General features: G+C 41.8%; 11 protein-coding genes. 5 read left to right on the top strand and 6 right to left on the bottom strand.

What is annotated here, in order from left to right:
• Positions 1 to 20 precede the first annotated feature (20 nt).
• Both AXW61_RS16380 and AXW61_RS16375 read left to right on the top strand, forming a co-directional pair.
• Positions 21 to 689 carry a GntR family transcriptional regulator gene (locus tag AXW61_RS16380; protein WP_062035309.1) on the top strand — a complete coding sequence of 223 codons (669 nt, stop codon included), beginning with the start codon at positions 21 to 23 and terminating at the stop codon, positions 687 to 689.
• A gap of 308 nt (positions 690 to 997) precedes the next feature.
• Positions 998 to 1,954: an NAD(P)-dependent oxidoreductase gene (locus AXW61_RS16375; protein ID WP_062035307.1), complete on the top strand. Its 957-nt coding sequence runs from the start codon at positions 998 to 1,000 to the stop codon at positions 1,952 to 1,954.
• A gap of 107 nt (positions 1,955 to 2,061) precedes the next feature.
• Here the strand turns inward: AXW61_RS16375 and AXW61_RS16370 are convergent, their stop codons facing one another.
• The 4 genes from AXW61_RS16370 to kdgD all read right to left on the bottom strand — a co-directional run bounded on the left by AXW61_RS16370 (position 2,062) and on the right by kdgD (position 5,779).
• Positions 2,062 to 2,775 (bottom strand): FadR/GntR family transcriptional regulator, encoded by a 714-nt coding sequence (locus AXW61_RS16370; RefSeq protein WP_062035305.1) that lies wholly within the window; start codon positions 2,773 to 2,775, stop codon positions 2,062 to 2,064.
• A 216-nt stretch (positions 2,776 to 2,991) separates the two neighbouring features.
• A complete protein-coding gene (locus AXW61_RS16365; protein WP_062035303.1) occupies positions 2,992 to 3,183 on the bottom strand; it encodes a type II toxin-antitoxin system prevent-host-death family antitoxin in 192 nt (63 codons plus the stop codon).
• Positions 3,184 to 3,250: 67 nt separating this feature from the next.
• Entirely contained in the window at positions 3,251 to 4,837 is a 1,587-nt protein-coding gene (locus tag AXW61_RS16360) for an aldehyde dehydrogenase (NADP(+)) (protein ID WP_062035301.1), read from the bottom strand.
• A gap of 30 nt (positions 4,838 to 4,867) precedes the next feature.
• On the bottom strand, positions 4,868 to 5,779 hold the full coding sequence (kdgD, locus tag AXW61_RS16355) for a 5-dehydro-4-deoxyglucarate dehydratase (RefSeq protein ID WP_004981518.1): 912 nt from the start codon (positions 5,777 to 5,779) through the stop codon (positions 4,868 to 4,870).
• Positions 5,780 to 6,259: 480 nt separating this feature from the next.
• On the opposite strand from kdgD, the gene AXW61_RS16350 reads away from it, so the two are divergent.
• From AXW61_RS16350 to AXW61_RS16340, 3 genes are all read left to right on the top strand, one after another.
• Positions 6,260 to 7,621, top strand: a complete 1,362-nt coding sequence (locus AXW61_RS16350; protein WP_062035299.1) for an MFS transporter — start codon at positions 6,260 to 6,262, stop codon at positions 7,619 to 7,621.
• A 76-nt stretch (positions 7,622 to 7,697) separates the two neighbouring features.
• Entirely contained in the window at positions 7,698 to 9,248 is a 1,551-nt protein-coding gene (gene garD / locus AXW61_RS16345; protein WP_062035297.1) for a galactarate dehydratase, read from the top strand.
• Positions 9,249 to 9,320: 72 nt separating this feature from the next.
• A complete protein-coding gene (locus AXW61_RS16340; protein WP_062035295.1) occupies positions 9,321 to 10,214 on the top strand; it encodes a DMT family transporter in 894 nt (297 codons plus the stop codon).
• Between the two features lie 175 nt (positions 10,215 to 10,389).
• On the opposite strand, the gene AXW61_RS16335 is transcribed toward AXW61_RS16340, so the two are convergent.
• Positions 10,390 to 12,231, bottom strand: a complete 1,842-nt coding sequence (locus AXW61_RS16335) for a monovalent cation:proton antiporter-2 (CPA2) family protein (protein ID WP_062035377.1) — start codon at positions 12,229 to 12,231, stop codon at positions 10,390 to 10,392.
• Between the two features lie 413 nt (positions 12,232 to 12,644).
• Positions 12,645 to 13,505 (bottom strand): DMT family transporter, encoded by an 861-nt coding sequence (locus AXW61_RS16330; RefSeq protein WP_062035294.1) that lies wholly within the window; start codon positions 13,503 to 13,505, stop codon positions 12,645 to 12,647.

Below are 13,505 nucleotides of genomic sequence, written 5' to 3'. Positions count from 1 at the left end.
TATACAATTTTTGGTGATGTATGACTTCAATTGCGGAACTTCCTCTTTCTATTCAAATTAGTAAAAAGTTAGAGGATGATATTATTTATGGCTTTTTCCTACCTGGGACTAAGCTAGATGAACAAGAGCTTTGCGACCGCTATGGTGCTTCACGCACCCCGATTCGTGAGGCATTAAAGCTATTGGCCGCTGAAGGTTTAGTTGAAATTCGCCCACGTCGTGGTGCAATTATTCCAGCCATTAATTCACTTACCCTTTGTGAAATGTTCGAGGTGATGGCTGAATTAGAAGCCATGTGTGGACGTTTAGCAGCACGGCGCATTCAACCTGAAGAAAAGCAAGAATTACAGCGCTTACATCAGTTATGCCAAGACTATTTAAATCAGAACGACTCAGAAAATTATTATGAGGCCAACCGTTTATTTCACTTTGCCATTTATCAAGCCAGTCATAATGCCTTTTTAATTGAACAAGCATGTACCTTGCACAAACGTTTGCACCCCTACCGTCGCCTACAACTCCGCGTTAACCATCGAATGAATCATTCATTTTCAGAGCATAGCGCAATCTTAGAGGCCATTTTTTCAGGTCATGAACAAGAAGCTGAGGCCTTGCTGAAAGCGCATGTGGTGATTCAAGGTGAGAAATTTACGGACTTTATTTCAACCTTAGAGCATTTAAATACTTAACTAAAAACTGGACTTGTTTGAGCTGAGTTGTTCATGCTTTTTGATGTTTAGCTTCATGTTTAAGACCATTCATGTAGCGAAGATAAATACCAAGAAATACGTATCGATTTCTTGGTATTTTTTCTTGATGAATGCCTTGATTAGAGCAGTATAAGATGCATCTCCTTCCTAGAAACTCACCGATTTAAAATCAAGAAATGGCTTGAACGATGCGCAACTACCCTGCGTATAATGATGTGATATAGAAATCAGCACTCAGATGACATATGATGTCTTATATCTTCTAATTTTATGTTGAATACTTTCTTATGTCGACTCTCAAAGTAACCTGTGCCGAAAAATATGTCTTAATTGATCAAGCATTTCAATTCGATTTTCCTGTGCACTACAGTGAATTTCAGCAACTCGATCAAGAACAGTTTCAAACACAAGTCCATGATCAAGATGTCATTATCATTAGTGATTTAAATGTTAACGAACAAGTTTTAGCCAATAACCCTAATCTAAAGTTCCTCGCACTCTGCTCGACTGGGTTTAATCACGTGAATTTGTCTCTGCTCAAACAACATGGCGTTCAAGTCTGTAATATCCGTGGCTATGCAGGCGATGCCGTTGCCGAACATGCGTTCACCTTAATGATTAATTTAATTAAAAACTTTCCTCAACAGGTTGAAGGCGTGAAACAAGGTCTCTGGTCAACGGGCAACAGCTCATTCTTTTTAGCTGCTCCAATGGGTGAACTCAAAAATAAAACACTGACCATTATTGGCAAAGGTGAAATTGGTTTATCACTTGCACAAAAAGCCGAAGCGTTTGGCATGAAAGTCATTTTTAGTGAGCGTAAAAATGCTGCGCAATGCCGTGATGGATATGTGCCATTTGAGCAAGCTGTACAACAAGCAGATATTTTGTCTTTACACTGTGAGTTAAATGCTGAAACTCAACATATGATTGATGCGGCTGTACTCAATCTCATGAAAGACAAAAGTATTTTAATTAATGTCGGACGTGGTGGATTAGTGCATGATGCCGACCTGATTGCAGCAATTGAAAGCAAAAAAATTGCAGGTTTTGGTGCTGATGTATTGAATCAGGAACCGCCTGCCGATGACCATCCGCTACTCCAACTGCAACGCCAGCATGCCAATGTCATGATTACTGGACATATTGCTTGGGGTACAGACGAAGCACAGCAACGTTTGTTTGACATTTTACAAAGTAATATCAATCAAAATATGCAAGGTGTAGACCAAAATCTTGTTTAAATACATCATGCTTCAATAGACTTTGCATTAATAAAAAAGCAGCAGGCTCAAATTGAGTCATGCTGCTTTTTTTATATCAGAACTTTAATCGTCGTTAAATCCGAAAACTATTGCTTAAACTTTTTAATGCTTTTTGAGAGATGAGCACGCATCATTTGACGTGCCAAAAGTCCATCTTGATCTACAATCGCATTGAAAATATTGACATGATCATGGTGTACTGTTTTTAAATAATCTTCACGATTCACAGGGCTGTGTTCAATGGATTTTACTCGCGCGCGCGGAATAATTTTTTCACCTAAGTATTTCAGAAAATCAACAAAATATTGATTTTCAGATGCCTCGGCAATTGCAATATGAAAGTCATAATCAGCTTTCACTGTACCGTCATTCACATCAGATGAAATATGCTTTTCAAAGTCATCCAATGCTACTTTCATTTTATCGATATGCACTTGTTTACGGCGTTCCGAAGCAAGAAATACTGCCTCTGACTCCAAACTAATCCGCAATTCCAGTAAGGCCACAATATCATTGATGGTTTCTAAGCTGGCATTTGAAAGTAAAAAATTTTGTTCGATGGAATGTTCTTTGACAAAAGTACCAATGCCATGACGGGTCTCGACATAACCGAGAGAACGTAATTCGGTAATAGCCTCTCGAATAACTGAACGACTCACTTCAAACTGTTCAATCAGTTCAAGTTCTGTCGGAATTTTTTCTCCAACCGTAAAGTCTCCTGATTGAATTTTTTTAATCAATTGCGCGACGATGATTTGGCTTAATTTTTTTGTTGATCTAGATTTAATCGCACTAGACATAATGAAAGAGACTCACCAAATATTGGAAAATTAGAGACTTAGTTTACTATAACCCGACCCAATAGTCCTATAGTAAGTTGTTTGGACTTCAGTTGTTATCGGGAGTGAGGATACATCATATCAGTCTGATCCTGTCATTCAAACTAACACTGTTTATTCAAAAAAGGAAATACACGCCTGACATGCTCGGGCACTATATTTTGAAGCCCAAAGCCTTCAGTAAGATTCGGCCTGTTTTGGAAATTTCGCCTCAAATTCTGCTTTTTTATAAGCCTCATAGGAAGCCTTGCTGATCATGACCGCAGACTCTCGGCCTTTACGGGTAATTTCGACGGGATCACCCGCGACTGCTTTATCCATAATCATGGACAACAGCGCTTTGGCATTACTGCAATTAAAACTTTCCATAGAATACTGTCCTAAATAAAGCCACGCCATGATCAATCATAGCGTGGCTTTGGTTTAATCCATTGAATTAAAGTGCTGCTTTAGTCAATTCACCATTAATCAAACGATTAATTTGTAATGGATTTTCATCTTTAAGCGCTGCTGGCAATAATACTTGTGGTGTGTTTTGATAACACACTGGACGCATAAAGCGTTCAATTGCACCCGTACCTACCGATGTACCACGCGCATCACTTGTTGCAGGGAATGGACCGCCATGCACCATCGCATCAGACACTTCTACCCCTGTCGGGAAGCCGTTAAACAACACACGACCTGCTTTACGCGTGAACAGTGTTAATAATGCTTGTGCCGTCGCCAATTCAGCATCTTCACCAATAATGGTTGCAGTCAATTGACCTGCCAATTGTTCAAGACCTTGTAATAAGGTTGCTTCGTCGTCTACTGCAACAACAATCGACATTGGACCAAACACTTCATGTTGTAGCTTGGCATTACCCGACAACAAGAGGCTTTGGTCGGCTTGGAACAAATACGCCGATGCTTGAGAAACCAGCGTCGCTGCTTGACCCTGAGCAATCTGCTCAAAACCTGTCTCTGCATTGAGTGCAGCCACACCCTGTTGATAGCTTTTCAACGTCCCTGGATTTAACATCACTTGTGGAGCGGCTTGCTCGGTATGAGAAACCAAACCTTCAACAAAACGATCAAATTCAGGACTTTTCACGCCTAAAATCAGACCTGGTTTGGTACAGAACTGACCACAACCCATATTAAATGAAGCCACGGTATCTTGTGCGATTTGCGCACCACGAACTGCCAACGCTTGCGGCATCACCACCAATGGATTCACACTCGACATTTCTGCAAATACAGGAATGGGTTGTGGACGGTTTTGCGCAATATTGTACAGTGCCATCCCGCCTTCAAGAGAGCCAGTAAAACCCACAGCTTGAATCAATGGGTGTGCCACTAAATCTGCACCAATACGTCCACCAAAGATCATATTGAAAGTACCAGCGGGCATGCCACATTTTACGACGGCTTTTTCAATGGCTTCAGCCACCAATTCAGCCGTTGCCATATGCCCTGAGTGTGCTTTAAATACCACCGAACAGCCTGCTGCCAAAGCAGCAACGGTGTCGCCACCCGCGGTTGAAAATGCCAGTGGAAAATTACTCGCACCAAACACGGCAACAGGACCTAAACCAACTTTATACTGACGTAGGTCAACACGAGGCATCGGCTTACGATCTGGCAATGCAGGATCAATACGTGCAGCATAAAAATCACCACGACGTAACAACTGAGCAAATAAACGCAACTGACCTGTAATACGCCCTGTTTCACCTTGCAAACGCGCCAAAGGGAGACCCGTTTCTAAAGAAGCAACCTCTTGTAGCGATGCACCTAAAGCTTCAATTTCAACGGCAATTTCATCTAAGAAACCTGCACGTTGTTCTTGCGAAGTTTGGCTGTACAACACAAAAGCGGCTTCTGCGGCTTGAGCTGCAGCATCAACTTCTTCAATACTCGCTTGACTAAAAAGGTAGCCCGTAGGTTGATAGTCTGTTGCATTAATACTTTCAAGTGCAGGTGCATGTACTGCTACACGCTGACCCTTGATAAATTGCTTACCTATATTCAATGCCATGAATAAACTCCAATGCCTAAATTTCTAAACTTATTGCGGACCTAAAGTTGCAATTAATGCAGCCAAATCTTCGAAGTCTTTTGGCGTTAAGTCACTTAATGGTGGACGAACAGGACCCGCATCATAACCGACAATCTTCGCACCCGCTTTAATCATACTTACGCCATAACCCGCTTTACGGTCACGGATTTGGATTAACGGCAAGAAGAAATCCTTGATTAAACGATCAGTCGTTGCTGTATCATTGGCACGAATTGCGTGGTAGAACTCCATGGCAGTTTTTGGAATGAAGTTAAACACTGCAGATGAATAGACTGGGCAGCCGAGTGCTTTGTATGGTGCTGCAAATACTTCTGCAGTTGGTAAACCACCTAAGTAAGATAAACGGTCACCTACAGTTTGCGTAATGCCTGTCATCATGTCGATTTGACCAGAGCTATCTTTAAAGCCGATCAAGTTCGGGCAAGCAGCGGTTAGCTGTTGTAATGAATCAAGAGTCAGAAGAGATACACTACGGTTATAGAAAATGACACCGAAGTCTACAGAGTTACATACTTGTTTAACGTGTTCGATCAAACCTTCTTGGCTCGCTTCCGTTAAATAGTGTGGCATTAAAAGAATACCTTGAGCACCTAGACGTTCTGCTTCTTGAGCTTGTGCAATCGCTTGACGTGTTGGACCACCTGCACCCGCAATAATTGGCACGCTACCTTTACAGGTATCAACTGCAGTCTTAATCACTTCAGAGTATTCGTTACCCGTTAATGAGAAAAACTCACCTGTACCACCCGCAGCAAAGAGTGCACTTGCACCATATGGCGCTAACCATTCTAAGCGCTTTTGATAAGTCGCTTTATTAAAATCACCATTCTGATCAAAGTCAGTTACTGGAAAAGAAAGTAAACCATCAGAAATAATGCTCTTTAACTCAACTGCTTCCATTGTAACTCTCCATAGTTATCTATAAGTTGTCTGACATCTTATAACATAAATTTTCAATATCCAATCTTTTTTCTCAAAAAGCCCAAAAAATTGCTCGAGAGTTAAATAATAGGCAGAAAATCCTATACTTTTTCAACTAATTGCTGATTTAGTTCCGCTTTTAAAAAGAATAAAATATGATGTTTTATGCGTATAAATAAGTCGCCCTTAGGAAAATGAGCTAGTCATCATATCTCTTAAATTATTTAAACCTTTAATATTCAATATTTTAAATAAAAATTCGCTAAGACTTCAAAAAAACAAATTGCAAACAATTCAGAAATAATCATAAGATGTCATACATCTTTAAAGACTGCTTTGAGCATTTTGGAAGAAATAGGTATTTACTCATGATGAAAAAATACCTATTTCGTTAAATAGACATGAAGTCACTCTAATTTGATTGCGCACAAATTAGGTTACGGATAGAAGAGTTTGTGTATGGAAAACTTACAAACGCAAAGCGCCGCTACAGTTGCAACGGCCAAACATACCAAGACCCGCTACTTAATTTTAGCGATGATCTTTATTGTCACCTCATTAAACTACGGTGATCGTGCCACCCTTTCTATGGCTGCTTCACCAATGACACAAGAGTTGGGAATTGACTCTGTGACCATGGGCTATATTTTTTCTGCATTCGCATGGGCCTATGTGATTGGTCAAATTCCTGGAGGCTGGCTACTCGATAAATACGGTGCGCGAAAAGTTTATTTTGCCAGTATTTTTTTATGGTCGTTCTTCACGATTTTAATTGGTTTTTCGGATATTTTCGGCAGTACTGGCGCTGTTATTAGTGTCCTGTTTTTATTGCGTTTCCTTGTTGGCTTATCTGAAAGCCCTGCTTTTCCAGGCAATAGCCAAATTGTGGCGGCATGGTTCCCCACCAAAGAACGCGGTACAGCAGCAGCCATTTTTAACTCTGCACAGTATTTTGCAACCGTGATCTTTGCACCATTTATGGGTTGGCTGGTTGCTCAAGTGCACTGGCAATCTATTTTCTGGATTATGGGTGGTCTTGGTATTGTTGTATCGTTTATTTGGTTAAAAGTAATTTATAGCCCAGTGAATCACCCAAGTATCAACCCTTCAGAACTTGACTACATCAAACAAGGTGGTGGTTTAGTCCTTATGGGGGAAGATAAAAATAATACTCAGCAAAAGAAAAAGACCTCTTTTGCCGATATTAAACAGCTTCTTTCTTCGCGTATGTTACTGGGGATTTTCATCGCGCAGTATTGTATTAACTGCTTAACCTATTTCTTCTTAACTTGGTTCCCTGTCTACCTTGTAAAAGAACGTCATATGACTATTTTGCAGGCTGGTTTCGCTGCGGTTGCACCTGCACTCTGTGGTTTTATTGGCGGCATTTTAGGTGGTTTGGTTTCAGATCGTCTCATCAAAATGAATCACTCAGTGACTTTCGCACGTAAGCTGCCAATTATTTTGGGTCTGTTCTTATCGACCAGTATTGTGATTTGCAACTATGTGGAATCGCATACTGCCATCATCTTCTTTATGTCATTGGCTTTCTTCGGCAAAGGATTTGGTTCTTTAGGTTGGGCGGTGATGTCAGATGTCGCACCAAAAGAAATGATTGGTCTATCGGGCGGTCTATTCAATACCTTTGGTAATACTGCGGGTATCGTGATTCCAATCGTGATTGGCTACATCATTAGTTCAACAGGTTCATTCAATAATGCTTTAGTCTTTGTGGGTATCCATGCCGTGATTGCACTGCTGTGTTATCTATTCATGGTTGGCAAAATCGAACGCTTCCAACTAAAAACCACTGCACCTTAATTCATCCGCTTCATGCTTTACCAGAGCTGGCTATCTTCTAGCTAGCTCTGTTTGCCACTAAATACAAGGAACGATCATGCAACAAAGACCACTACTCATCAAAATTAATCCGCAAGACAACGTCGCGATCGTGGTGAACGATGGTGGTCTTGCACAAGGAACTTATGTTGAAGCACAAGACATCACTTTGGTTGAAGCTGTCCCTCAAGGGCATAAAGTCTTATTAACAACATTGAAAGAAAATGATCCAATTGTGCGCTACGGTGAAATTATTGGATATGCAAATAAAGCGTTAAACGCAGGCTCATGGGTCAATGAAGCCGTTACACTGATGCCTGAAGCACCGACCTTAGACTCTTTAGAACTCGCAACTCGTCCTGCACCAGTACTTGAACCGCTCACTGGTTACACTTTTAAAGGTTATAAAAACAAAGATGGCTCTGTTGGAACCAAAAACTTATTGGCAATTACCACCAGCGTGAACTGCGTTGAAGGGATTGTCGATCATGTGGTGAAAATCGTAGAGCGTGAATTACTGCATAAATACCCAAATGTTGATGGTATTGTCGGACTCAATCACCTGTATGGCTGTGGTGTCGCGATTGATGCACCTGCTGCGATTGTGCCGATTCGTACCATTCATAACTTAGCGCTGAATCCAAACTTTGGTGGCGAAGTGATGGTGGTCAGCTTAGGCTGCGAAAAAATGCAACCTGAACGCTTGCTGAATATTCCTGCTGAAAACAAACGCATTCCTGTTGAAGATCAAGATATTATTCAGCTGCAAGATGAACGTCATAATGGCTTTCAGAGTATGGTTGACCACATTTTGGCGGTGGCTGAACACCATTTAGAAAAACTCAATCAACGTCAACGTGAAGAAGTGTCTGCATCACATTTGGTGGTGGGCATGCAATGTGGTGGCAGTGATGCCTTTTCAGGTGTGACCTCTAACCCTGCTGTAGGCTTTGCTTCTGACCTCATTGTCCGTTGCGGCGGTACAGTGATGTTCTCAGAAGTAACTGAAGTACGTGACGGCATTCATTTACTGACGCCTCGTGCTGAAAATGAGCAAGTTGCAAAAGACCTCATTCGTGAAATGCAATGGTATGATGACTACCTCGCCGCAGGTAAAGTAGACCGCAGTGCCAATACCACCCCAGGCAACAAAAAAGGTGGTTTAAACAATATTGTGGAAAAAGCCATGGGCTCGATTGCCAAGTCTGGCAGTTCCGCAATTGTTGAAGTCTTGGCACCGGGGCAAAAACCAACCAAGAAAGGGCTGATTTTTGCTGCAACGCCATCTAGCGACTTTATTTGTGGTACACAACAAATGGCGTCTGGTATTACTGTACAAGTCTTTACCACAGGTCGTGGCACACCTTACGGTTTAGCCGCAGTTCCTGTCATTAAAATGGCGAGCCGTAACACCATTGCCAACCGTTGGTATGACCTGATTGATATTAGCGCGGGTGATATCGCGATTGGTAAACGCAGCATTGAACAAGTGGGTTGGGAATTATTTGAACTCATTTTACAAGTTGCAAGCGGTGAAAAGAAAACTTGGTCAGATCACTGGGGAATTCATAATTCACTTGCAGTCTTTAACCCTGCCCCTGTGACCTAAACTTTATAAGGTAGGTAGAGGAATCGGCTGACTTTTCTATTTACCTGTTTATGTACTCGGAAACACAATCTTATGATGCACAACACATCATCGCCCTCAACGGCTGTGAGTAAAGCACTGCTCTGTTTAATGACTTCAGCCTTGCTGTTTTCGATTATGGGCGTGTGCATTCGTTTTGCATCTGAAACGGTAGATAATCCGACAGTGGTCTTTTTTAGGAATGCTGTCGGATTATTTATTTTTATTCCTATGCTGTTTAAGCAGGGTTTAAGTTTTATCAAAACCGATAAATTGTGGATGCATACTTGGCGCAGTGTCGTCGGTTTAGCTGCAATGTATGGTTTTTTCTATGCCATTGCGCATCTAAAACTGTCCAATGCAATGGTGTTTAGCTACTCCTCCCCGATTTTTATTCCACTGATTGCCTACTTCTTTCTCAAAGAAAAAATAAGTCTCGGCATGATTATCGCGGCGATTGTTGGTTTAATCGGGGTGCTATTGGTGGCCAAACCCGATCAAGGGATGTTTAATGCGTTGTCTGTGATTGGTCTAGGTGCTTGTTTCTTATCTGCAATGGCCTTTGTCACTGTCCGTGCACTGACCAGTACTGAGCCACCCGAACGGATCGTTTTCTATTTTTGTATTTTTGGCACGCTCATTTCATCTATTCCAATGTTTTGGCACTGGCGTGCTTTCACGCTCAAAGAATTGGCCTTACTCATTACCGCAGGTCTCTTAGCCAACATCAGCCAGTTGTTTATGTCTTATGCCTACAGTTTAGCCCCTGCTGGGCAAATTGGCCCGATGAATTACATTGCGATTGTATTTGCAGGGATTTGGGGCTTTATTTTTTGGCATGAGATTCCCGACATGTTCAGTATTCTCGGTATCTCTATCATCTTAATTGCAATTTTGGCATGTAATCCTATGATTACGAATAAAGTTAGGCATCTTTTGAAGTTTTAAGTTAGCCAATTAACCAAGATAGTTCATTGATCAATTAAGTTTTATATACGCGTATATGATCATTCAAGGATAAATTTACTGACTTCATTGCGACCTTAGGGCATTTAAATACTTAAACAGAGAAAGAGGCCTGTAGCAGACCTCTTTCTATTCAAAACGATGCAACTCATATTTTTTAAGTTCTATCATCCACCTTACTCGGTTTTTCTAGTTCTGCATCATTTAACAACTGCCCCGTATGTTGCGGCTTAATCAAGGGTGCAGTAGGTCGTGGGTTGCGCTGCGTATATTGTATACCTATGCCCGCCTTGACATCATCAGCTGCAACTTCCGTTTCAAAACGTTGCTGATCTAAAGCTCGAATATCCTCACTTACCTGCTGAATTTCATCCTGACTTGCACCCAGTTGCTGCAAGGCCAGTTGACCTAAAGCCAATGCAGACTCAAAGGTTTCTCGAACCATCAAACTGACATTTTTCTTGGACAAATACAGCGCGTGTTCACGGTCATAGGAACGAACAATCAGCTTAGCCAAAGGAAATTCAGCATTCACCAACTCTACAATTTTATTAATCGTTTCTTTGTGGTCGACACAGACTAAAATTGCTTCTGCGGTATCAGCCCCTGAGGCATGTAAAATATCTAAACGACATCCATCGCCATAATAGACATCAAAACCAAATTTTTCCGCATTTTGGATCATGTTGACATCATTATCAATAATAGTCACATCCACACTACGCGCCAATAACAGCTGACTCGCCACTTGACCAAAGCGACCAAAACCAATCATCAATACTTTACCCGTTAAGCCATCGGCAACCCTGACCTGATCGAGTGAACTTTCATTCTGTTCAAGGGTAAAGCGTTTAAACAACACCCCAATGATTGGCGTCAACACCATAGACAATACGACAATCGCGGTTAAATTCGACTTGATGGTATTGTCAATAATTTGAGCTGTCGTCGCAGCACTAAACAATACAAAGGCAAACTCGCCCCCTTGTGCCATCAGTAAAGCACGATCTAAAGCCTCGGGATGATTACTCTTGGTCAAACGCGCGACCACATAAATCATCAGTGCTTTGGTCAACATCAATGCAATTACACCACTGACAATTAGCGGCCAATTTTGCCTGACCACAGCCAAGTCCAAAGACATCCCGACACCCAAGAAGAATAAGCCGAGTAATAAGCTGCGGAATGGTTCAATATCCGCTTCAATTTGGTGACGGAAAGTCGACTCGGACAGTAACACTCCTGCTAAAAATGCACCCAGTGCCATGGATAAACCACTGAGTTGCATCAGTAATGCCGCACCCAATACCACCAACAATGCAGCAGCAGTCATCACTTCACGTGCTTTAGCAGCAGCTAAAATTTTAAATAATGGATTGAGTAACCAATGCCCTGCAACAATTAATCCAGCGATGGCCAACAGTCCAATACCAATCCCTTGTAAATCGATAGATGAGCTTTCCGCTGCTTGATTGGGTGCCATAAAGGCAACCAATGCCAATAAAGGAACGATCAATAAGTCTTCAAACAATAAGATCGCAACGATCTTTTGACCACGTCGTTGATGCAGCTCTCCGCGATCATTTAACAGTTGCATCACTATCGCAGTCGACGTCAGAACAAAGCCCGCAGCACCAATAAACGCAATTTTCCAGCTAAAGCCAAACAGCATGCCCATACCCGTTAAGGCAATGACTGAAATAAGGATTTGCAAACTGCCCAAGCCAAAAATCTCTTTCCTCAAACTCCATAAATGCGAAGGCTGCATCTCCAATCCGATGATAAAGAGGTACATCACGATGCCGAGTTCAGCAATATGTAAGATAGCTGTGGGATTGTTAAAAAAGGCAAAACCAAACGGCCCAATAATCAATCCAGCAATTAAGTAGCCTAATATCGAACCTAGACCAATACGTTTAAAAATAGGGACGGCAATGACCGCTGCACTCAACAGTACAACAGGCCCAACCAGTCCTAGTGAATCTACTTCTGCACTCATTTTGTTCTCATCTTGGTTGTTGGCAATCCATGCCATTTTCACGCTATTTTAATTTTATTCATTAAGGTCTATGTCAGTACGGATAAAACTTCTCATCGGTGATCTTTTCGTTCTCGATTTCCGAAGACTTATCATCAACACTCAACATGCTGCGAATTTAAGCATCGCTTGACCTGTCTATGTTTAAAACTATATACAGCATTGTTGCTATACAGCAAGATTTTATTCGAGGAATAAAAAACACATCACTACTTATAAACAGAAAACACTCAAGACCAGATTCTTATAAAAGATAGATACTTAACTATAGTGTTTAGTAAGATTCTATCCTCAAAGATGAATTGTATCTATGACGATATAGAGATGACATTCGGAATTTTTACTCCATCAAAATAAAATTGGACGTCATATGTTCAAGCATATTTTCTCGCCCCAGCCACACAGATAATGGCTGCCAAAGTGACGACCAACATCATCCAACTCACGCTTTCATGTACTAATAGAGCGGCAAGTGCAAGACCTATAAAGGGTTGGAATAATTGCAGTTGACCAACAGAGGCAATACCGCCTTGCGCTAATCCTCGATACCAAAATACAAAACCCAACAACATGCTAAAGACAGAAACATAAGCCAAACCCATCCATGCGGCTGTACTGACATGCTGAAATGAAACAGGCATGCTCAATAATGCAATCGGCAACATCACAGGTAATGAGAGTAGTAAAGCCCAACTAATGACTTGCCAACCGCCCAGTGTTCGTGAAAGTTTTGCTCCTTCTGCATAGCCCAGACCACATAGAATAATTGCTGCCAGCATGTATAGGTCGCCTTTCCATGCAGTACTCGTCTCTCCAAGTGCAGCATAGCCTGCTACAAAGATGGCTCCCAGCACTGAAAACAACCAAAAAAGTGGCTTGGGCCGTTCACCCCCGCGTAGAACTGCAAAAATCGCAGTACTGATAGGTAATAATCCTAAGAAAACGATGGAGTGTGCAGAACTTACATGCTGTAGGGCCAAAGCAGTTAAGAGTGGAAATCCAATGACCACGCCCAATGCACTGACCGCAAGTGCAGGTATGTTTGAAGCGGTCGGGCGTGCTTGGCGAAGTAAAATCAGAAAAAATAATCCTAATAGCGCTGCAATTGTGGCCCGTGCACTGGTTAAAAAGATGGGGCTAAAATCGGCAACGGCGACCCGTGTTGCAGGTAAAGAGCCCGCAAAAATAGCGACACCGATTAATCCGTTTACCCAGCCGCTGCTTGCCTGCTTCAT

It is taken from the genome of Acinetobacter sp. BMW17, from assembly GCF_001592855.1.
In the GTDB taxonomy this organism is placed as follows: Bacteria; Pseudomonadota; Gammaproteobacteria; order Pseudomonadales; family Moraxellaceae; genus Acinetobacter; species Acinetobacter johnsonii.
Note: the sequence above shows the minus strand (reverse complement) of the source record. Positions and strands in the feature narration are given on the sequence as shown.